Source organism: Microbacterium kribbense (assembly GCF_039537285.1).
GTDB lineage: Bacteria > Actinomycetota > Actinomycetes > Actinomycetales > Microbacteriaceae > Microbacterium > Microbacterium kribbense.
Genome location: NZ_BAABAF010000002.1, coordinates 99,042 through 118,609, shown reverse-complemented (window position 1 = coordinate 118,609; position 19,568 = coordinate 99,042). Strand labels below are relative to the sequence as shown.

Here is a 19,568-nt window from a genome sequence, read left to right as displayed (position 1 = left end):
GTGACTCGGCCCCGTGCGCGCTGTACGCGTTCGGGTCCGCGCCGTCGGCAGCACTCGCACCATTGCCACTGCCTATCGTCCGAGCATACCCCGAGCCGCCCGGTCGTGTGCGGTCACCGCGTGTAGAGGCGCACCAGCGTCCACACCGTCAGCCCCGCTGCCGCGGCCACACCGACCACGGCCAGGGCCGCCAGAGCCGGTTGCTTCTTGACGAATGCGCGGGCGTCGTCGATGCGCTGCTGGCTGGCGCGGGCGACTCGCTTGGGGACGTTCGCCTTCTCTTCGATCGCCACCAGGGCCGCTTTCAACTCGGCACGCGCGCGCTGCACCGGGTCGGCGATGCCCAGTGCCACCGCCGTGCGCGGCATCACGGCGCCGGCACCGCTGGTGCGGGAGAGCGCGGTCGCGTCAGAACTCATCGGTCACTTCCTTCATGATCTGCACGTCGGTGGCGATCGCCTTGCCCGGATTCTCGCGCCTGGCCAGCCGCCGGAAGCGCAGCAGCCCGAGCACGGCGAAGACCACGGCGATCAGCAACAGGATGCCGAACACGACCACCGCCGACAGCCAGACCGGCCACCATGACGACAGCCCCGCGATCAGGAAGGCGCCCAGGGCGGGCACCGACCAGAACAGGAAGAACAGTGCCACGACCATCCAGCCGGTGCCGAAGCCGGCATCCTTCGCGGTCTTGCGCACCCACCCCTTGGCGGCGTCGATCTCGGCGACGATCAGGTTGCGGATCAGCTCGGGCAGATCGCCGATGAGGCTGAGAAAGCCGTCGTCGGCGCGGTCGCGGAATCCTCTGGATGAGCTCATCTCAGCTCCCGTCGTCGGCGCGGATGGCGTCCTTGATGTCACTGCCCGCCCTGCCGGACGCCTTCGCGATGTCGTCGGCCGATGTCTTCGCCGCCGACGTGGCGGCATCCAGCCGCTCCCCGGCGGTTCCCCGGGACCCGGCCGCCTTGGCGACCTTGACCGCACCGTCCCACAGCATGCTCGGCAACGCCATCGCAGCCGACTTACCGAAGTCCTTGGCCTTGTCGACCTGTTTCTGCACGGGCGGCAGGTTCCAGATCTTGCCGGCCTGCTCCTTGATCTGCTCATACCGCTGGCGTCCGGCACGCGTGCCCAGGACGTAGCCCGCGGCCAGTCCCATCACCAGTCCGACTTTGCCCCTCATCGGGTCTCCTCACGGTTGTCGCCTCCCCCCAGGGTAACGCCGTATGCCATTTCTGGCATCCACCCCTCAGGACGGCGAACCACCGCCGAACAGGGCCCGGCGGCGCAGTCGATCGGCGGTCGCCTGCGCGTCCGGGATCACCTGCGCCAGGCCGCTGCCGGCCAGCCACGATCCGGTCGCCGCCAGGCGCGGCACGGCTTCGACGGCGCTTCGCACGCGGGTCGCGAACGCTCGCCGACCGGTGACGGCGAGCGGCGGTGCAAGGGTGAACCGGGCCCGATCCGCGGCGCGCACCTGGGTCTGCTCGAGCGGCACGCCGAACAGGGCGGATGCCTCGGCGCGCGCCAGCTCCACGGCGTCAGCATCGCCGAGCCCGGCGGTGGCCGGCGGCGTGCCGCCGAAGCTGACCCGCACGACGTGCCGCCCGACCCCGGCCGCGCGCGCCAGCCACTCCCATTTCGCACTCAGGTGCAGGGCGCCCGCGGCCGGGCGCGAGCCGGGCATCGTGATGATCTCGGCTCCGCGCGGGGCCCCGCCCAGCGCGGGGGCATCCAGCACCAGCGTCACGGTCTCGACCTCGGCGGCCGCGCTGACGTCGGCGGACAGCTCCGGCACGACGGGGTCGAGCAGCCGGCGCGCAGCACGCTCGCCGGTCGCGACGATGACGGCGTCGAACCGGTGCGGCGGCGCGGCCTCATCCGATGCGTCGAACTCGTCGGCGTCGGTGTGCAGGATCCACTCGGTCGCGACGCCGGTGCGCTCGACCGCGGTGACCGAGACGCCCGGCAGCACCGTCGCACCGAACTCTTCCAGACGGGATGCCAGCGCATCGACCAGCCGGCCCATCCCGCCCGACAGCGACTGGGTGGCGGGCCCGTCGCCGCGGTCGGCGCGCAGCGTCGCGACCGCGCCGGACAGCGACCCGGTGCGGGTCAGAGCGGCGTTCAGCCCGGGCGCGGCGATCTCGACGTCGACGTCGGCCGGACGCACCCCGAACACCCCTGCGGTCACCGGTGCGACGAGGCGGTCGAGCACCTTCTGCCCCATCCGGCTGCGCACCAGGGCGGCCAGGCTGCGCTCGTGGCCGATGGTCAGCGGCGGGCGCAGCCGGTCGACGTACGCGCGCCAGGTGCCGCCGGTGCCGAGGATGGTGCGGCATTCGTCGCTCCACATGTTCTCGGGGATGCCCAGGACGACGTCTTCGGGCATCGGCACGGCATCGGCGTGCCCGGCCAGCCCGGCCAGCCATCGGCGACCGGTCTGCGGCGCCACGATCTGCCCGGTCAGGCCCAGGCTCTCGATCAGGGCTGCCGGCTCGCGGCCGCGGGCGGCGAAGCAGTCCGCGCCGGTGTCCACCGCCATCCCGTCCAGCAGGGCGGTGCGACAGGTGCCACCCAGGCGCTCGGATGCCTCGAACAGGGTGACCTGCAGCCCGACCTTCGCGCACTCCAGCGCGGCCACCAGACCGGCGATGCCGCCGCCGACCACGGCCACCCGCACGCCGCCTGCGCGGGATGCGAGCTGGTCCAGCGGGATGGGTTCCTCGTCGACGGCTGCCACGGCTCCATCCTCCCATCCCCGGCCGGCAACGCCGGTGACGCGAGCCTGTTGGCTCGCAGGCCAATCATTGCCAGACTGGTGTCATGGCCCTCCACCTCACCGCGGATGCCGCGGCCGACGAACTGCTCAGCAGCAACCCGCTGGCCCTGCTGATCGGAATGCTGCTGGACCAGCAGGTGGCGATGGAGAGCGCGTTCACGGGCCCGCTGAAGCTCGCCCGGCGCGTCGGATCGGTCGATGCGGCGACCCTGGCCGGCTACGATCCGCAGGCGCTGGTCGAGGTGTTCCGGCAGACGCCGGCCGTGCACCGCTACCCCGGGTCGATGGCGGCGCGCGTGCAGGCGCTGGCGACGACGGTCATGGCGGACTGGGGCGGCGACGCCGCGGCGATCTGGACGCGAGGCGACCCGACCGGCCCCGAGGCCCTGAAGCGCCTGCGCGCGCTGCCGGGTTACAGCGAGATGAAGGCGAAGATCTTCCTGGCGCTGCTGGGCAAGCAGTGCGGGTTCGACGGAGCCGGCTGGCGCGAGGCATCCGACCCCTACGGCCAGGAGGGCACGCTGCGCAGCATCGCCGACATCACGAGCCCCGAGTCGCTGGCGAAGGTGCGCGAGTTCAAACGCGAGATGAAGGCCACCGCCCGCAAGAAGTAGGGCCTATCGAGAGGTGAAGACGATGAGCGAGAAGATCGTGGTGGGCGTCACAGGTGCCCCGGTCGCACAGCGCGCAGTGGATTGGGCCGTGGCGCACGCGGCGGCGGGCGGCGAGATCGAGCTGGTCTCGATCGTCGGCGGCGCGGTCGGCGCGGTCGGTGAGGCCGAACTGGTGCGCACCGCCCACGAGGCCACCCAGCGCCTGCTCGACGAGCATGCCGCCCGGGTGCAGGCGGCAGGGATCGCCGTGACGACGCGGGTGGACCAGGGCAATCCGGTCGCGGTGCTGGTGGACGCCTCCGAGGGGGCCGCGCTGCTGGTGATCGGCAGCGACTATCGCGGCCCCGACACCGGGGCGGCCCGCGGCGCGCACGGCATCCGCATCAGCGCGGCTGCGCATTCGGCCGTCGTCGTGGTGCCCGACATCGACACCGCCGGGCGCACCGGGGTGCTGGTGGGCACCGACGGATCGGATGTGTCGGCCGCCGCGGTGCGATTCGCCGCCGCCGAGGCCGTCCGACTGGGCGAGCCCCTGGTGGCGGTGAGCGTCTGGACGCCGGTGCCGATCCCCGGGGTGATGGGCAGCTACCCCGAACCGTATCTGGGCGACATGAACGAGGTGACGGGCGAGATCCTGAAGGCGGCGCTGGCCGAGGTGCGCGCGGCGCATCCGAACCTGCAGATCATCGAGCAGGTGGAGTGCGGGTACCCGTCGGCGATCATCAACGAGCTGGCGCAGGATGCCCGCCTGGCCGTGCTCGGCAGCCACGGCCGCGGCGCCTTGGCCCGCCTGCTGCTGGGCTCGATCAGCCACGAGGTGCTCGCCCGGCTGGCGACGGTCACCGCGATCGTGCGGTGAGGGCTAGGCGCGCGTGCGCAGCTCCCGTTTGAGCAGCTTGCCGGACTGATTGCGCGGCAGCGCGTCGACGAACTCGACGCGCTTGGGCACCTTGAACGCGGCCAGCCGGTCGTGCACGTGCGCGATCATCTCGGCCTCGTCGGCGCTCGCGCCCTCCCGCAGCACCACGAAAGCGGTGACGGCCTCGATCCAGCGCTCGTCGGGGGTGCCGATGACTGCGACCTCGGCGACGGCCGGGTGCGTGTAGATCGCGTCTTCGACCTCGCGCGAGGCCACCAGCACGCCGCCGGTGTTGATCACGTCCTTGATCCGGTCCACGACCGTGATGTAGCCCTCGGCGTCACGGGTGACCAGGTCGCCGGAGTGGAACCAGCCGTCCTGGAAGGCCGCGGCGGTGGCCGCGTCGTCGCCCCAGTAGCCGTCGCACAGCTGCGGCGAGCGGTACAGGATCTCGCCGGACTCGCCGTCCGGCACCTCGTTGCCGTCGGCATCCACGACCTTCGTCTCGACGAAGAACACCGGGCGGCCGCAGGATGCCGGGCGCTCGGCGTGGTCCTCGGGGCGCAGCACCGTGGCCAGCGGCGCGACCTCGGACTGGCCGAAGCAGTTGTAGAAGAGGATGTCGGGGTAGCGCTCGCGCAACCGGCTGAGCACCGTGACCGGCATGATCGACGCGCCGTACTGCGCCTTCGCCAGCGACGAGAGATCCCGGGTGGCCAGGTCGGGGTGGTTCGCCAGCGGCACCCACACGGTGGGGGCGAGGAACAGCGAGCCGATCTTCTCGGCCTCGATCCGGCGCAGCACCTCGGTCACGTCGGGCGAGCCCAGCAGCGTGATGGTCGCACCGATCGACAGGTACGGGAGCATGAACACGTGCATGGCGGCCGAGTGGTACAGCGGCATGCAGATCAGCGGTCGGTCGTCGGCGGTGAAATCCAGCGCGAGCAGGCACGACAGGTACTCGGTGACCAGCGCCCGGTGGCTCATCATGGCGCCCTTGGGCTGGGACGTCGTGCCCGAGGTGAACAGCAGCTGGGCCAGGTCGGTCGCCTCGACCTCGGCTTCCACCGCATCGGAGGCGTCCGGGTCCTGCACCGTCTCGAGCAGGGATGCCCCGTCCCCGCGCAGGCTCAGCAGCCGGTCGATGCCCAGGCCCGCGCAGACGCCGGCCGCCACCTCGGCCAGCGCCGGGTCGACCAGCACGACCTGCGCGCCGGAGGTCTGCAGCAGATAGGCGAGCTCGCCGCCGCGCAGCGCGTAGTTGAGCGGCACATGCACCAGGCCCGCGCGGGCGCAGGCGAGGAACGCGATCAGGTAGGCGTCCGAGTTCGTGCCCAGCGCGGCCACCCGGTCGCCGCGGGCGAGCCCCTGCTGCTGCAGCCACACGGCGCCGCGCGAGACGGCCTCGTCGAGCTCGGCGTAGGTCCAGGCGCGGTCCTCGAAGGTCAGGGCGGTGCGGTTCGGGGTGCGGGCGGCACTGCGGTGCAGTACGCCGTCCACGGTGAGGGCGCGAGGATTCTGGGTCATAGCGGCATCATATGGCCGCGGACCCGGCCCTATGCCCCCTTGAGCCGATCGGCCAGGTACTGCTCCACGCCCGCCAGCGGCACGCGCTCCTGATCCATCGTGTCGCGGTCGCGCACCGTCACGGCGTTGTCGTCGAGCGAGTCGAAGTCGACCGTCACGCACAGCGGCGTGCCGATCTCGTCCTGCCGGCGGTAGCGGCGGCCGATCGCGCCGGCGTCGTCGAAGTCGGTGTTCCAGCCGTGCCCGCGCAGTGTGTCGGCGAGCCGGCGCGCCATCGGCGACAGCTTCTCGTTGCGGCTCAGTGGCAGCACGGCCACCTTCACCGGCGCCAGGCGCGGGTCCAGCCCCAGCACCGTGCGGGTGTCGGTGCCGCCCTTTGCGTTGGGGGCCTGCTCTTCGCGATACGCGTCGACCAGGAACGCCATCATCGCGCGGGTCAGACCGAACGAGGGCTCGATCACGAACGGCGTGTACTTCTCACCGGATGCCTGATCGAAGTACGTCAGCGACTGGCCGGAGGCGTCGGTGTGATTGCGCAGGTCGAAGTCGGTGCGGTTGGCCACACCCATCAACTCGCCCCACTCCTTGCCGGCGAAGCCGAACTTGTACTCGATGTCGATGGTGGCCGTCGAATAATGCGCACGGTCGTCTGCGGGAACGTCGAAGCGGCGGATGTTGTCGGCATCCACCCCCAGATCGAGGAACCAGTCCCAGCACTCCTGCACCCAGTGGTCGAACCACTGGTCGGCGTCGGCCGGCGGCACGAAGTACTCGATCTCCATCTGCTCGAACTCGCGGGTGCGGAAGATGAAGTTGCCGGGCGTGATCTCGTTGCGGAACGCCTTGCCGACCTGGCCGACGCCGAACGGCGGCTTCTTGCGTGAGGCCTGCACGACATTGCCGAAGTTGACGAAGATGCCCTGCGCGGTCTCGGGGCGCAGATAGTTCACCGCCGACTCGTCGTCGACGACGCCGAGGTAGGTCTTCATGAGGCCCGAGAACGCCTTCGGCTCGGTGTAGCGGCCCTTCGTGCCGCAGTTCGGGCACGGCACGTCGGCAAGGCCGTTCTCGGCCTTGCGGCCCTTGCGCGCCTCGAAGTCGTCGATCAGGTTGTCGGCCCGGAACCGCTTGTGGCACTGCAGGCACTCCACCAGCGGGTCGGTGAACGTCGCGACGTGACCGGACGCCTCCCAGACCCGCCGCGGCAGGATGATCGACGAGTCCAGGCCCACCATGTCGCCGCGACCGCGCACGAAGGTCTGCCACCACTGCCGGCGGATGTTCTCCTTCAGCTCAGTGCCCAGGGGGCCGTAGTCCCAAGCCGAGCGGGAGCCGCCGTAGATCTCACCGGCCTGGAACACGAACCCGCGATGGCGGGCAAGGGCGATGACTTTGTCGAGGCGGGAGGGCTCGGCCACGGTGGCTCCAATGGTCGCAAGAAGAGGAATCGGGATGCCGCTGACGGCGGCATCCTCGATTCTATCGGCGGGCGCCCGGCAACCCGCCCGGGCTCACGCCGGGTTCAGTGCACCAGCGGGATGGTCAGCGGGTAGGTATACCACTCGCCGCGGTTCGCCTTGACCGCGGCCACGATGGAGAACACGATTCGGACGATGTACACGGCGACCAGGATCACGATGCCGATCAGGACGAGCACGGTGATCCAGCCGATCACCTCGGCGATCAGCATCGTGAGCTGGAAGTTCAGCGCCGTTCGGGCGTGGGCGCGGATGAACGGGCCACGGTCCTTGAGCGCCAGATAGCCGATCAGCGCGGGGATGAACTCGAAGAAGATGCCGCCGACGTGGATCAGCGTGGCCCACAGCCGCTCATCGGCCGGGTTCATCGGCTGGGGCTGCTGCCCATAGCCCGGGGGCGGCGGCGGCGGTGTGGTCACGGGAACGATCCTACGGGCGGCGGCGGCCGGGTGCCAGCCCGGTGCCGCCCGGGTGGCAGAGCGACGGGCTCGTTTCGGTCGCGACGCGGGGTTTGGCCGGGCGGTCGGCGCCGCACCCGGGCAGACTGGAGGCATGTCCGACATGCAGCCGCTGATCGGCGACGACGCGCTGGACGATCTGGAGCGCGCGTGGATCGCCCGCGCGCGCGGCCGGGTGCTCGAGATCGGCGCGGGTCGCGGCGAGAACTTCGGCGCGTTCGACCCGAAGATCCAGTGGCACGGGCTCGAACCGGATGCGGGCCGTCGTGTCGAGCTCGCGCAGCGGGCGCGCGAATGGGGGCACGAGGCCGTGCCGCTGGATGCCGTCGCCGAGCGGATCCCGCTGCCGGCGGCGTCCGTCGACACCGTCGTGGCGACCTATGTGCTGTGCACCGTGTCGGGTGTGCGTGCAGCGCTCGAGGAGGCGCGGCGGGTGCTGGTGCCCGGCGGCACGGTGCTGCTGGTCGAGCATGTGCTCGCGCCGCACAGCCGGACGCTGCGCGCCCTGCAGCACGCCGCGACGCCGTTCACGGTGCGGTGGTGCGGCGGCTGCCATCAGGATCGCGATCCGCTGGCCGAGCTGCACGCCGCCGGCTTCACCGACGTCGCGGTGCGGCGGGTGCGGGTGCACGACCGGCCGCTGCCGCCGATCCCGATTCTGCTGTACGAGGGGCGTGCGTGACCTGGCGCCGGAACCGACGGTTCAGCGCCGCAGCTCGGCCCGTTCGACGGTGAAGTCGTCGAGGGCGACGGGATCGATCTCGACCCCGAGCCCGGGTCCGGTCGGCACGGCGATGTGTCCGGCCTCGAGCACGGCCGGCTCGGTCACCAGGTCGCGCGCGTAGAACCGGCTCGACGCCGACACGTCGCCGGGCAGCGTGAAACCGGGCAGCGCCGCGAGGGCGGCATTGGCGGCCCGGCCGATGCCGGTCTCGAGCATGCCGCCGCACCACACCGGCACACCGGCGGCCCGGCACAGGTCGTGGATGCGCACGGCCTCGAGGTACCCGCCGACCCGGCCGGCCTTGATGTTGATGATCGATGCGGCGCCCAGTGCGAGCGCGTCGCGCGCGGCCTTGGCCGAGGTGATCGATTCGTCCAGGCACACCGGCGTGCGCAGGCGCGCAGCGAGGGTCGCGTGATCGACGAGATCGTCCTCTTGCAGCGGCTGCTCGATCAGCAGCAGGTCGAACCGGTCGAGCTCGGCGAGCAGGCCGACGTCATCGAGCGTGTAGGCCGAGTTCGCGTCGACCTGCAGCGGAATCGCGCCGAACGCATCGCGCACGGCGGCGGTCTCGGCCAGGTCGCGCCCGGGCCTGATCTTGATCTTGATGCGCACGTACCCCGCGTCGAGGTAGCCGCGCACGACCTCCACGAGCGCGGCCGGGTCACGTTGGATGCCCACCGAGACCCCCGACGGCACGCGATCGACCGTCGCGCCGAGGTACTCGCCGAGCGGCCGGCCCTGCGAGCGCAGCGCGGCATCCAGCACCGCGAGCTCGAACCCTGCCTTGGCCATGCGGTGCCCGATGATCGGCTCGAGGATGCCGGCGACGTCTTCGGGGGCGAGGGCATGGCAGTCCAGCAGCGCCGGGATGAGAAAGCGCTGCGCGACATCCCACGCGGCCTGCGTGTACTCGCTCGAGTACAGCGGCGCAGCCGAGGTCACCATCTCGCCCCACCCGTCGCCGTCGGCGGTGAGGGCCCGCACGATGATCGCCTCGCGCACCGTCTCGGTCCCGAACGACGTGGTGAACGGCGAGACGAGCGGCAGGTGCACGACGCGCAGCTCGAACCCGTCGAGGGCGATGGATGCCGCAGGGCGCGCGATGGGCATGACGACAGGTTAGTCCGCCCGGCGGGCGGGCGGAGCCTGGTCGTCCGACGCCGCGCCCTCGGCGGGATACCAGACCCGCCGGCCCTCGACGGCCGCGAATGCCGTGAGCGTGTGCGGCTTCGCCGAGCTGGCGCTGAAGATGTCGCGTACCTCGATGCCGCGCACCAGCAGCGCGTCGCCGATCAGCGAGCGGTGGCAGCGCCATGGCACCGCCTCGGCGCACATGATCGCGACCTGCTGGGCCCGGGCGCGCGCGACCAGCTCGTCGACGCCGGCGGCGAACTCGGGCGTCTGCATGTAGTCGGCGTAATTGCGGAAGCTGCGATTGCGCCAGGCGCCGTCGGTGCTCTCCACGCCGGCGCGGGTGTAGCGCAATCCGCCGAGCGCGGCGATCCGCTCGGCGTCGATGCCCGCCTCGGCCAGGCTCGCGGCGAGCGCCTCCGCACCGAACTGCGGGTTGTGCCGTGACCCGGGCACCGTCCGCACGTCGATCAGCCGCTCGATGCTGTAGGCGCGCAGAATCCCGATGAACTCGTCGATCGGATGCGTCGAGTGCCCGATCGTGTACACCCGGGCATCCGGACCGCTGGACATGCCCCCAGGGTATCGACCCGGCTACCGGTCCGGGCGCACGAACAGGTAGCCGCGCTCGTCGTCGAATCCGCCGACCACGAGCCCGGCGGCCAGGTGCTGGGCGAAACCGTCCCGCACCGTCATCCGCCAGGTGCGGGCATCCACCGGCGTCTCGCGCCGCAGCGTCTGGATGTCGCGGGGAATATGCACGGATGCCACCACCCGGGCATCCTCCGGCGCCGCGGCCGCCGGCGCCGCCAGCGCCCACGACACCATGAGCCGGTCGGTCGCGTCGCCCCGATTGACCCGGTCATCCATCGGCCCGTAATGATCGACGAGGTAGTCGGTGATGCGCGCCCCGAGGATGCGCAGATTGAAGTGCGCGTTCCGGGCGACCAGGGGATCGAAGGTCCACGTGATCTGCCCGACGTCGCGTCGCAGCGCCCACTCGCGCTGATGCTGTTTGAGCGCACGGCCGAGCCCGCGGCCGCGGTATTCGGGCAGCAGCCCGGTGATGTGCGAGTGCATCGAGCGCGTGGCGGGGGCGGCGAAGAAGGCGACGGATGCCCCGATCATGCGATCGTCGTCATGAATGCCGACCGCGTAGTTGCCGGAATGTGCCAGCGCACGCAGCAGGTTGGGCGGCATGCCGGCGTGGTCGCCGCCCCACACCTCGGCCAGCACCGCCGACGCGGTGAACACCTCGTCGACGGTCTGCAGCGGTCGGATGCCGATTCCCGGCGGTGTGGGTGCGGACGGCTCGTCCATGCGCTCAGTCTGGCACCTGGCGCCGGAGCGGACCAGCCTCTGCGCGCCCGGCCGCGATCGACCGGATCAGTGCATGCTGTCTGCGCAGCTGATCGGCGGCCCGATACGGCTCCTGGTGTCCCTCGTACTCGCTGGACAGCCACCCGGTGTAGCCGGCTGCCACGACCACGTCGATGATCTCGCGCCAGGGGATGTAATGATCGACGAGATCGTCGTCGACCTCATAGAACTTCGCCTGGAAGTAGACGACGTGCGCCATGATCTCGGCCAGATCCGACACCGGGACGAACGGCACCTCCGGCGGACGCGCACCGCCGGTACCCATCTGGAACGACGCGCTTCCGCCGCGACGAAAGTAGCGCTGCACGTCGAACACGCCGGTGTCGATGAGCAGGCCGAACTGCCCGCTGCCGGTGCGCTCCTCGAATTCGAGGTACTCCTCGACCACGGGCGACTTGATCACCGTCGGCCAGTGGATCTCGGGGCAGATCACGAGGTTCAGCTCCTCGGCCAGCTCGAGGTTTCGCTCGACGGCCTCGGCCCAGATCGGGTCGACCCGCAGGTCTGCGCTGATCACGCCGATCTTCGGCCGCACGAAGGAGAAGCCCAGCCGTGCGGCCAGGCGCAGGTCGAGCTCGAGCTGCTCGGCCCCTTCGGCGACGGTCATCGACCGGCCCGGGAACCGGCGCGTGTCCAGCCATGATCCGTACAGCGTCGGCGTGAGCCCCAGCCTCTGATTGCGGGCGTGCCAGGCATCGATCCAGGCAGTGGAGGGGCTGGGGTAGTCCTCGATGTGGCCTTCGCCGAGGATCTCCAGACCGCTGGCGCCCAGGTCCGCGACGTCTTCGATGCAGTCCTCGACCGTCATCGTGACGCCGATGTCCTCGGTGTAGCTGTACAGCGAGACTCCGAGTCCGAACGACAGGCTGTCGGTGCTCATCGGACGATCACCACCTTTCGCGTCGCCGTCCAGATGGACGGCTGCAGTTCCTCGGGGATATACGACATCCGCACCCGCAGCACGAACGTCACGTCATGGATGCCGCGGGCAAGGCCTCCAGGCTTGGGGACCGTGAGCACGGCGGCCCGGTCCATCGGCCACCGCGCGGTCGTGGACGCCTGCAGCTGAGAGAAGGAATAGTCGCCGGTGGGCAGACTCCAGCGGATGTCGTCACCGTCGAACTCCTCGCCGTCGACGGTGACGGTCGGCTTCTCGAGAAGGTCGGCCCACATGCCGCGGTAGTACGGGCTGCGCACGCGCAGCTGGAACCCCGTCGGAGCATCATCGGGCCCGACGTTGCGGAACCCGGCCGCCTGAATGAGCGGTTCTTCGAGCATGTTCATCCTTTCCGTTCGGCCGCGTGACAGCGCGGCCGTGCATCAGTTCCCGGCCAGCTCCGCGGCGACGCGACGTGCGCCGCGCACGGCGATCGCGACACTGGTGAGGGTCGGGTTCACGGTGTTGGCGGTGGGGATCAGGCCGTTGCCGCCCACGAGCAGGTGCGAGTACCCCCACACCCGCGAGTACGGATCGGCCACCGACGTGCCGTCGTCTGCCGCGCCCATCCGCATCGTGCCCATGTAGTGCAGGCTCGACCCGTTCGGCAGCAGGCGGGGTTCGGCGACGAAGTCCCCCAGGGCGCCGGCAGCGCGCCGCAGCAGCGCCGTCGCCTGGGCGATCTCGGCCTCTTCTGCGGGGGTGAGGGCATACTCGATCGTCATGTTCGGGAAGCCGCGGTAGTCGCGCTCACCCTCGTCGAAGCGCACGCCGTCCTCGACGCGCGGGTGCTTGCGCACGCCGTAGCCCATGTTCACGTACCCCCAGCGGTTGCCGGCCGCGGGATGGGCCGGATCGAGCGGGAACGGCGGGTTCTCCGCGTACATCACCTGAAGCGAGAACGGGTGGCCGGGCTCGGAGAACGGGATGCGGTTGACCGCGCCGACCGGGTCGGCGGGGTTCAGCGCCCGCCGGGCGAGCTCGCGCGCGAGCTCGTCCTCGGAGACCAGTCGCGCCATCCGCTCGCCGTCCAGCGCCACTGTGCTGATCACGACGTGGTGCTCGGTCAGGTAGCGGCCCAGAGCCGCCGGCCGGATGCCGGAGGCCCAGAGCAGCTGCGGCGAGCGGAAGGAGTCGGCCGCCACGACGACCAGATCGGCCGGCACCGTCCGATGCGTGCCGGTGCGCAGATCCTCGACGGTGACCCCGGTCACCCGCCCGCCGTCATGCTCGATGCGTCGCACCAGCGTCAGGTCGTGCAGGGTGAAGCGCGCCGCCTCGGACGTGCCCGCCTCGATCAACGGGCCCAGGACCACATCGGCGCCGGCCCACGCCATCGATCCGTCCGGCTGCGGATCACCGGCGACCGGCAGGGTGCTCGGACCGTACCCGTCCGGCAGCATCCCGGCGAACCCATCGGCCAGCAGGGAGCTGATCGCCGCCGAGATCGCGGAGTCGGCGAAGGCCGCATGTCGGACATGCAGCAGGCGCTCGGCCTCGGCGATCAGGTCGTCCCACTCATCGTCGTCGATGAACCCGATGCGTTCGCTGAACGACGGCGCGGGGGTCGCGCACGTCCAGTGCGCGCCCATGCCGCCGACGTTGGTCGAGGCGGCCGCGGCCGGGAACTGTGCGGTGTGCGCAGCACCGGGGCCGCCGAAGTCGAGCAGATGGGTACCGCCGCGCGCAGTGAACATGCCCTCGGCGACGACGCTGTCGGGGATTCCCAGTGCGGCGCGATACTGCCCCGCCTGCGGTCCCTGTGCGCGCTCGCGGGCGCGCTCCTTCTCCTGCGGGTCGGCGATGTTGCGCACGCTGGCGCCGGGCCGGTCGGTCAGCTGCGGGCCCGCTTCGAACATCACGACGCGCGCGTCGGGCAGCTTCTCGAGGAGGACGCGCGCGTAGGTCGCGCCGATCGGGCCGCTGCCGACGACGGCGATGGTGGGTGCAGTGGTCATGGCATGCTCCTTGCAGGGTGGCGCGGCGGTGCCGCGGAGGGAATGTCGTCGGGATCGTCGGAGAGCCGTCCGGGCGGCAGCAGCAGCGAGGCGACGACACCCACCAGGTACGTCCCCGCCAGCGCGAAGAAGATCGGCGCGAACACGTCGCGGTAGAGCTCGGCCACCTGGGCCTGGATCGCTTCGGAAGCCCCATGGACTTCGGCCGGTGTCAGGGTCGCGGCATCCAGTCCCCCCGGCAGCGCCGCGGCGACGGCGAACCCGATCACGCCGCCGATCAGCGCTGTCGCCACGGTGGCTCCCACCTGACGCACGAGATTGACGGTCGCTGTGACCGCGCCGATCTCGGAGCGCGGGGCGGCGCTCTGCACGACCGCGACGATGAGGCTCATGAACGCTCCGGTGCCCAGGCCCACCAGAGCCATGACGACCATGGGAACCCACAGCGGCAGACCCACCGGCAGGATCGCCATGACCGCCAGACCCGCAGCGCCCAGGATCGTGCCGGCCAGCGGGAAGACCCGGTAGTGCCCGCTGCGGCTGGCGAGCCAGCCCGTGACGAGGTTGCTCACGAGCATGCCGAAGACCGTCGCGATCGGCACGAGGCCCGACACCGTGGCACTGGTCCGATACGCCATCTGGAAGTAGGTGGGCAGATAGGCGGTGATCGAGAACAGCCCGATGCCGATGATCGCCGAGATGACGATGCCCGTGGCGATCGTGCGGTTGGCGAGGTGCCGCAGCGGCACGATCGGGCTCGCCGAGCGCAGCTCGATCACCACGAACGCGGCCAGGCCCACCCCCGCCGCCGCGAACGCGGCAGTGGCGGCCACGGTCTGCTGGCGGTCGACGACCCAGGTCACGGCGAGCACGAGAGACACCAGGCCGCTGGTGAGGGTGGCGGCTCCGGCGAGGTCGAACCGTGACCGTCCTCCGCCGTCCAGGTGCGGCACGGCGATCACCGCCAGGATGAAGGCGACGATGCCGACCGGGGCGTTCACCCAGAACACCCAGGGCCAGGTCCAGTAGTCGGTGATCAGCCCGCCGATCACCGGCCCGATCAGGATCGCGATCGGGAATGCCGCACCGATGATCGCCATGTACTTCGGCCGCTGCCGAGGCGTCGTGGTCTCGGCGATGATCGTCTGCGACATGAGCTGCAGACCGGCTGAGCTCATGCCCTGCACGACGCGCGCGGCGATCAGCCACCCCATCGACGGCGCGAACCCGCAGGCCACCGACGACACGATGAAGACGATCAGCGAGCCGAGGAACACGGCTCGCGGGCCGATCATGTCGCCGAGCTTGCCGAGCACCGGCAGCAGCACCGTGCTGGCCAGCGTGTAGCCGACGATGATCCAGCTCATGTCCTCGAGCGCGCCGAGGTCACCGGCGACGGTGGCCAGAGCGGTGCTGACGACGGTGTTGTCGAGCGCGCCGAGGAACGACACGGTCAGTAGCGAGATGACGAGGAAGCGGAACCTCAGTGGTGAAAGCGGCATGCCGGGATCACCCGATCGATCGGGCCGTCGACGCGACGGAGTGTGCCCCCGCCGCAGCGTCACGGCGGGGAACGGGCCCGAGGGCCCCGACGTCATGCCAACTCTAGACCTACTTTAGAGAGAAAGCAACATAAGTTAGCCACGGTGCCGTGCTCGCGGGCGCGGCCGGGCCGCCGGCAGGTCGGGCCCCGTCACCTGGGGCCCCACGGCGCCGGACAGTTCACCGATGCCCTCGATGGCCATCCGCACGACGTCTCCGGTCTGCAGCGGCGGTGGGGTGAGGCTGCCGTTGCGGCCCCACAGCTCGCCGAGGCATCCACCGCCTCCGACCGTGCCGGAACCGAGCACGTCCCCCGGCACGAGACGCGAGTTGCGCGAGGCGTAGGCGACCAGCTCGGGCAGCGGCCAGCCCATGTTCGAGACGAGGTCCTCGCCGATCAGCTCGTCGTTGACATAGACCTCGGCGCGGATCGCGAGAAAGCCGTCGGCGTCGAGGTACTGCGCGAGCTCGTCGGCGGTGACGATCCACGGCCCCAGGCTCATCCCGAAGTCCTTGCCCTTGGCGGGCCCCAGGCGCACCTTCATCTCGCGCGCCTGCAGGTCGCGGGCCGACCAGTCGTTCATGATCGTATAGCCGAAGATGACGGATGCCGCGTCCTGCGCGGTCAGGTTCGCCTGGCCGATGCCCTCGGCGGCGCCGATGACCATGGCCAGCTCGAGCTCGAAGTCGAGGCGCTCGGTGACCGGCGGCGACACCTGTTCGTCCGGGCCCAGGACGGTGTGCGGGTTCGTGAAGTAGAACGTGGGCGCCTGATACCACTCGGGCGCGACATCGCTCTTGCCCTCGACGCCGGCGCTGATCCCCGCCACGTGCTCCTCGAACGCGACGAAGTCGCGGATCGACGCGGGCGCGACGGGGGCCAGCAGCCGGACCTCGGTCAGCGGTGTGCCGGCGGCGTCCTGCACCCGCGCGTACAGCTCGTGCGCGGCAGCCAGCCCGCGGGCGAGCACAGCGGCGACGGTCAGACCGTCCGGAAACGCGACGACCCGGCCGTCGATCACGAATCCATCGTGCGTGTCCGGTGCGAGCACCGGGTGCTCCCAGCGTGCGATCTTCATGCGTGCACCTCCAGAGGCCTGCTGTCGTGGTACTCGTACATGTCCTGCCACGCCGCGGCGAAGTCGGGCTCGACGCCGTCGAGTTCGGCGAGGGCGCGGCGCAGGTTCCCGGCGATGCGCTCGGGCTCCAGCAGCCCGGCGAACCGGCCGAGATCGAGTGCGCGCGCCGCCCGCAGCGGCGTCAGGCCGCGCCCATGCGCATCGCGGGCGGCCCCGATCAGGAACCGCAGATAGTCGGCGACCGGCTCGAGCAGTTCGACGCCGCCGATCGGTCCGTGCCCCGGCACGACGACGGCCGGCTCGAGCTGCGCCATCTGGTCCAGCGCCGTCAGCCAGCCCGCCGGCGAACCGGACAGGGCAAACGGCGTCCCGCCGCTGAAGACCAGGTCACCCGTGAACAGCACCCGTTCCTCGGGCAGCCACACATAGGAATCCCCCTGCGTGTGCGCGGGAACGCCGGGATGGCGCACCTCCACCCGGCGCCCGCCCGCCGTGATCGTGAGCGCGTCGTCGAACACGATGGTCGGCATCCGCGGCTGCACGTCGCCCTGCTCGAACGGCTCGAAGATGTGCGGGGCGAGCGGGTGCAGCGCTCGCAGGTCGTCGGCCACGGTGCGGTGGGCGATGATCTCGGCGCCGGGCAGCAACGAGGCACCGTTGCAGTGGTCGGGGTGCGAGTGCGTCAGCACGATGCGTCGCGGCGGGCCGTCGGTGACGCTCGCGACCGCGCGCAGATAGTCGACCGTGCGCTGCTTCGTCGACGTGACGTCGACGGTGGTCGCCCCGTCGGCTCCGGCGATCAGCCCCATGTTGTTGATCATCCAGCCGCCGTCGGGCTGGACATACGCCCAGACGCCGTCGGCGACCTGCTGCAGTGCGGGTTCGGAACTCATCTGCGTCCTCATCTGGTCGGGCCGGGATCTGCGGCCGGGTCAGGCCTTCACCAGGGAGCCGAGAAGCTCGTCGGCGGTCCTGCCCAGGATGCGCCCGGTCACGTCCTCGGGCAGCCCCGCCCCGCGGACGAAGCCCACCGGGTCTTCGGGACCCATGTCGAACGGGAAGTCGCTGCCCAGCACGACCTGCGACGCACCGGCGGCCTCGATCAGGTGCCGCAGCTCGGCGTGGTCGTGCACGACGGTGTCGAACCAGATGCGCCGCAGATAGCTCGACGGCTCGTGCGCGCAGGTGTGCGCATCCGGCCGCACCCGCCAGGCATGATCGGACCTGCCGATCGATGTCGGCAGGTAGCCGCCGCCGTGCGCCGCGACGATCTTCAGGCCCGGGTGCCGGTCGAGCACGCCCGCGAAGATCACGTGCGACAGCGCCACCGCGTTCTCGACCGGCTGCCCGACCGTATTGGCGAGGTAGAAGCGATCCAGGCGCTCATCGAGGCTGCAGCCGAACGGGTGCAGGAACACTATCGCCTTCAGTTCGGCGGCCCGCGCCCAGAACGGCTCGAGCCGCTCGTCGGACAGTTCGACGGAGCCTGCGAACGACGAGATCTCCACGCCCGCGAGCCCGCGGCCGAGCACGGCGTCGTCGAGGCACTCCAGGATGCGCGCCGGATGCTGCAGCGGCACGAGCCCGAGGCCGGTCAGCCGCTCCGGCGCCGCGGCCACGTGTTCGGCCACGAGCCGGTTCGCCTCGCACGCGATCCAGACCGCCAGCTGCTCGCCGGCCCATGGATAGAAGTGGTTGGGTGAGGCGCTGACCCACTGGCGCTGCACCCCCTGCTCGTCCATCGCGGCCAGGCGCACCGCGACGTCGGTGAGCTTCGGGATGCGCGCGCCCACCATCGGGCCGGAAACGGCCTGGCTCGTGGCGCCGTGGCGCACCAGGTCGAGTGCTTCGGCCGCCGCGACCCCCTCGGGGTCGCGGCGCCGGACCTCGTCGTGCAGCGAGGGCAGCAGCACGTGCGCGTGCACGTCCGTGACGCTCATGCCGGCTGCGCCATCTTGTGCGCGATGTCGAAGATCAACGGTGCCGGGTCGACGTCGCGGTCGCCGTCGATCTGCCACTGGCCGAGCTGGACCGATGCCGCCACGACCGCCTGCGCCCGGGGCAGCCGGCGCGCATGGAAGTCGTCCCAGAGCCGCTGGTCGACCGCATCGCGCGCGATGAGCAGCTCGGTGAGCACGAACGCGTCTTCCAGTCCCTGCGCCGCCCCCTGCGCGATGGTGGGCGGGCACGAGTGCGCGGCGTCGCCGATGATGACGACGCGGCCGCGGTTCCAGGGGGCGTCGACGATGTGCTGGGTGAACCAGGTGTAGTTCACCTGGGCGTCGTCGGCCAGATCGGCGCGGATCGACTGCCACGGCCCGTTGTAGGCCATCGACTCGCCGAGCATGATCTGCGCGGCTTCGGCGTCGGGGACGCCGCTGCGGTCCTGCGCCTTCTCGACCAGGAACGCGTACATGGTGTCCTTGCCGGTGGGCGTGTAGCCGGCGATGTACACGGGTCCGCCATAGAACAGCTCGGTGTGCGTGACCTCGACCGGGCGCGAGACGAAGGTGCGCCAGATGCCCATGCCGGTCGGCTCCGGCCGGGTCTCGATGCCGATCAGCGTGCGCACCGTGGAGTGCAGACCGTCGGCGCCGATCAGCAGGTCGTACTGGCCGGCCGGTTCGCCGCCGACGACGACCGTGACGCCGTCCGCGTCGGCGCCCAGGCCCGTGACCTCGCTGCTCCAGTGCATCGTGACGCCGGCACGGCCGGCGGCATCCGTGAGGATGCGGGCCAGGTCGGGTCGATACATGCCCATGCCCGCGGGGTAGTCGGGGCCGCCGGTCTTCACGTCGGGCAGGTCGGCGACGGCCTGCGCGTCGGGTCCGGGGGCGCGCAGCGTGAGTCCCTCGAACGGGAATCCTGCCTCACGTGCCTCGTCCCACACGCCGAGCGCGTCGAGCACGCGCAGGGCGTTGCCCTGCAGCGTGATGCCCGAGCCCAGCGCGCTGGGCTCGGGCAGCGTCTCGAAGACGTCGACGGCCACGCCGGCGTGGGCCAGCCGGATGGCGGCGGCGAGGCCGGCGACGCCACTGCCGGCGATCGCAACTCGTGTGACTGCGCTCATGTCAGAACCTCTCTGTTCGTGTACTG

Annotated in this window: 21 protein-coding genes; 3 read left to right on the top strand and 18 right to left on the bottom strand. The window is 71.0% G+C overall.

What is annotated here, in order from left to right; translation table 11 throughout:
* Positions 1-113: 113 nt before the first annotated feature.
* From ABD705_RS03705 to ABD705_RS03690, 4 genes are all read right to left on the bottom strand, one after another.
* On the bottom strand, positions 114-419 hold the full coding sequence (locus tag ABD705_RS03705; protein ID WP_344780661.1) for a hypothetical protein: 306 nt from the start codon (positions 417-419) through the stop codon (positions 114-116).
* Complete coding sequence (locus tag ABD705_RS03700) at positions 409-819, bottom strand: phage holin family protein (RefSeq protein WP_344780659.1); 411 nt, start codon at positions 817-819, stop codon at positions 409-411. The genes ABD705_RS03705 and ABD705_RS03700 overlap by 11 nt, the downstream gene beginning before the upstream one ends.
* Before the next feature lies 1 nt (position 820).
* Complete coding sequence (locus ABD705_RS03695) at positions 821-1,183, bottom strand: hypothetical protein (protein WP_344780657.1); 363 nt, start codon at positions 1,181-1,183, stop codon at positions 821-823.
* Positions 1,184-1,249: 66 nt separating this feature from the next.
* Entirely contained in the window at positions 1,250-2,743 is a 1,494-nt protein-coding gene (locus ABD705_RS03690; protein WP_344780655.1) for a protoporphyrinogen/coproporphyrinogen oxidase, read from the bottom strand.
* Between the two features lie 83 nt (positions 2,744-2,826).
* On the opposite strand from ABD705_RS03690, the gene ABD705_RS03685 reads away from it, so the two are divergent.
* Positions 2,827-3,396, top strand: coding sequence for an HhH-GPD-type base excision DNA repair protein (locus ABD705_RS03685; RefSeq protein ID WP_344780653.1), 570 nt, complete (start codon positions 2,827-2,829; stop codon positions 3,394-3,396).
* A 22-nt stretch (positions 3,397-3,418) separates the two neighbouring features.
* Positions 3,419-4,255, top strand: coding sequence for a universal stress protein (locus ABD705_RS03680; protein WP_344780651.1), 837 nt, complete (start codon positions 3,419-3,421; stop codon positions 4,253-4,255).
* A gap of 3 nt (positions 4,256-4,258) precedes the next feature.
* Here the strand turns inward: ABD705_RS03680 and ABD705_RS03675 are convergent, their stop codons facing one another.
* From ABD705_RS03675 to ABD705_RS03665, 3 genes are all read right to left on the bottom strand, one after another.
* Positions 4,259-5,782 carry a fatty acyl-CoA synthetase gene (locus tag ABD705_RS03675; protein ID WP_344780649.1) on the bottom strand — a complete coding sequence of 508 codons (1,524 nt, stop codon included), beginning with the start codon at positions 5,780-5,782 and terminating at the stop codon, positions 4,259-4,261.
* A 29-nt stretch (positions 5,783-5,811) separates the two neighbouring features.
* Entirely contained in the window at positions 5,812-7,200 is a 1,389-nt protein-coding gene (locus tag ABD705_RS03670) for a glycine--tRNA ligase (RefSeq protein ID WP_344780647.1), read from the bottom strand.
* A 104-nt stretch (positions 7,201-7,304) separates the two neighbouring features.
* Positions 7,305-7,679, bottom strand: coding sequence for a DUF4870 domain-containing protein (locus ABD705_RS03665; RefSeq protein WP_344780645.1), 375 nt, complete (start codon positions 7,677-7,679; stop codon positions 7,305-7,307).
* 133 nt (positions 7,680-7,812) lie between these two features.
* Here ABD705_RS03665 and ABD705_RS03660 point away from each other — a divergent pair, with 133 nt between their 5' ends.
* Positions 7,813-8,400, top strand: a complete 588-nt coding sequence (locus ABD705_RS03660) for a class I SAM-dependent methyltransferase (RefSeq protein WP_344780643.1) — start codon at positions 7,813-7,815, stop codon at positions 8,398-8,400.
* Between the two features lie 21 nt (positions 8,401-8,421).
* Here the strand turns inward: ABD705_RS03660 and menC are convergent, their stop codons facing one another.
* The 11 genes from menC to ABD705_RS03605 all read right to left on the bottom strand — a co-directional run bounded on the left by menC (position 8,422) and on the right by ABD705_RS03605 (position 19,542).
* Positions 8,422-9,555, bottom strand: a complete 1,134-nt coding sequence (gene menC, locus ABD705_RS03655) for an o-succinylbenzoate synthase (RefSeq protein ID WP_344780641.1) — start codon at positions 9,553-9,555, stop codon at positions 8,422-8,424.
* Positions 9,556-9,564: 9 nt separating this feature from the next.
* Positions 9,565-10,149, bottom strand: a complete 585-nt coding sequence (locus ABD705_RS03650) for a DUF488 domain-containing protein (protein ID WP_344780639.1) — start codon at positions 10,147-10,149, stop codon at positions 9,565-9,567.
* A gap of 21 nt (positions 10,150-10,170) precedes the next feature.
* A complete protein-coding gene (locus ABD705_RS03645; RefSeq protein ID WP_344780637.1) occupies positions 10,171-10,896 on the bottom strand; it encodes a GNAT family N-acetyltransferase in 726 nt (241 codons plus the stop codon).
* A 4-nt stretch (positions 10,897-10,900) separates the two neighbouring features.
* Positions 10,901-11,836: a sugar phosphate isomerase/epimerase family protein gene (locus ABD705_RS03640; protein ID WP_344780635.1), complete on the bottom strand. Its 936-nt coding sequence runs from the start codon at positions 11,834-11,836 to the stop codon at positions 10,901-10,903.
* Entirely contained in the window at positions 11,833-12,234 is a 402-nt protein-coding gene (locus ABD705_RS03635; RefSeq protein WP_344780633.1) for a C-glycoside deglycosidase beta subunit domain-containing protein, read from the bottom strand. Before ABD705_RS03635 ends, ABD705_RS03640 begins: the two co-directional genes overlap by 4 nt.
* A gap of 42 nt (positions 12,235-12,276) precedes the next feature.
* On the bottom strand, positions 12,277-13,851 hold the full coding sequence (locus ABD705_RS03630; RefSeq protein WP_344780631.1) for a GMC oxidoreductase: 1,575 nt from the start codon (positions 13,849-13,851) through the stop codon (positions 12,277-12,279).
* Positions 13,848-15,353, bottom strand: coding sequence for an MDR family MFS transporter (locus ABD705_RS03625; protein WP_344780629.1), 1,506 nt, complete (start codon positions 15,351-15,353; stop codon positions 13,848-13,850). Before ABD705_RS03625 ends, ABD705_RS03630 begins: the two co-directional genes overlap by 4 nt.
* Positions 15,354-15,488: 135 nt before the next feature.
* Entirely contained in the window at positions 15,489-16,472 is a 984-nt protein-coding gene (locus ABD705_RS03620; protein ID WP_344780627.1) for a fumarylacetoacetate hydrolase family protein, read from the bottom strand.
* Entirely contained in the window at positions 16,469-17,365 is an 897-nt protein-coding gene (locus ABD705_RS03615; RefSeq protein ID WP_344780625.1) for an MBL fold metallo-hydrolase, read from the bottom strand. Before ABD705_RS03615 ends, ABD705_RS03620 begins: the two co-directional genes overlap by 4 nt.
* A 39-nt stretch (positions 17,366-17,404) precedes the next feature.
* Positions 17,405-18,412 carry an amidohydrolase family protein gene (locus ABD705_RS03610; RefSeq protein WP_344780623.1) on the bottom strand — a complete coding sequence of 336 codons (1,008 nt, stop codon included), beginning with the start codon at positions 18,410-18,412 and terminating at the stop codon, positions 17,405-17,407.
* The gene (locus ABD705_RS03605) at positions 18,409-19,542 is read right to left on the bottom strand and encodes an FAD-dependent monooxygenase (protein WP_344780621.1); all 1,134 of its coding nucleotides are present in this window, start codon (positions 19,540-19,542) and stop codon (positions 18,409-18,411) included. Before ABD705_RS03605 ends, ABD705_RS03610 begins: the two co-directional genes overlap by 4 nt.
* Positions 19,543-19,568 lie beyond the last annotated feature (26 nt).

Excerpts from the sequence above, each read along its gene's own strand:
- ABD705_RS03705 (WP_344780661.1), bottom strand. The coding sequence starts at position 419 with ATGAGTTCTGACGCGACCGCGCTCTCCCGCACCAGCGGTGCCGGCGCC.
- ABD705_RS03700 (WP_344780659.1), bottom strand. The coding sequence starts at position 819 with ATGAGCTCATCCAGAGGATTCCGCGACCGCGCCGACGACGGCTTTCTC.
- ABD705_RS03695 (WP_344780657.1), bottom strand. The coding sequence starts at position 1,183 with ATGAGGGGCAAAGTCGGACTGGTGATGGGACTGGCCGCGGGCTACGTC.
- ABD705_RS03685 (WP_344780653.1), top strand. The coding sequence starts at position 2,827 with ATGGCCCTCCACCTCACCGCGGATGCCGCGGCCGACGAACTGCTCAGC.
- ABD705_RS03680 (WP_344780651.1), top strand. The coding sequence starts at position 3,419 with ATGAGCGAGAAGATCGTGGTGGGCGTCACAGGTGCCCCGGTCGCACAG.
- ABD705_RS03675 (WP_344780649.1), bottom strand. The coding sequence starts at position 5,782 with ATGACCCAGAATCCTCGCGCCCTCACCGTGGACGGCGTACTGCACCGC.
- ABD705_RS03660 (WP_344780643.1), top strand. The coding sequence starts at position 7,813 with ATGTCCGACATGCAGCCGCTGATCGGCGACGACGCGCTGGACGATCTG.
- menC (WP_344780641.1), bottom strand. The coding sequence starts at position 9,555 with ATGCCCATCGCGCGCCCTGCGGCATCCATCGCCCTCGACGGGTTCGAG.
- ABD705_RS03650 (WP_344780639.1), bottom strand. The coding sequence starts at position 10,149 with ATGTCCAGCGGTCCGGATGCCCGGGTGTACACGATCGGGCACTCGACG.
- ABD705_RS03645 (WP_344780637.1), bottom strand. The coding sequence starts at position 10,896 with ATGGACGAGCCGTCCGCACCCACACCGCCGGGAATCGGCATCCGACCG.
- ABD705_RS03640 (WP_344780635.1), bottom strand. The coding sequence starts at position 11,836 with ATGAGCACCGACAGCCTGTCGTTCGGACTCGGAGTCTCGCTGTACAGC.
- ABD705_RS03635 (WP_344780633.1), bottom strand. The coding sequence starts at position 12,234 with ATGCTCGAAGAACCGCTCATTCAGGCGGCCGGGTTCCGCAACGTCGGG.
- ABD705_RS03630 (WP_344780631.1), bottom strand. The coding sequence starts at position 13,851 with ATGACCACTGCACCCACCATCGCCGTCGTCGGCAGCGGCCCGATCGGC.
- ABD705_RS03625 (WP_344780629.1), bottom strand. The coding sequence starts at position 15,353 with ATGCCGCTTTCACCACTGAGGTTCCGCTTCCTCGTCATCTCGCTACTG.
- ABD705_RS03620 (WP_344780627.1), bottom strand. The coding sequence starts at position 16,472 with ATGAAGATCGCACGCTGGGAGCACCCGGTGCTCGCACCGGACACGCAC.
- ABD705_RS03615 (WP_344780625.1), bottom strand. The coding sequence starts at position 17,365 with ATGAGTTCCGAACCCGCACTGCAGCAGGTCGCCGACGGCGTCTGGGCG.
- ABD705_RS03610 (WP_344780623.1), bottom strand. The coding sequence starts at position 18,412 with ATGAGCGTCACGGACGTGCACGCGCACGTGCTGCTGCCCTCGCTGCAC.
- ABD705_RS03605 (WP_344780621.1), bottom strand. The coding sequence starts at position 19,542 with ATGAGCGCAGTCACACGAGTTGCGATCGCCGGCAGTGGCGTCGCCGGC.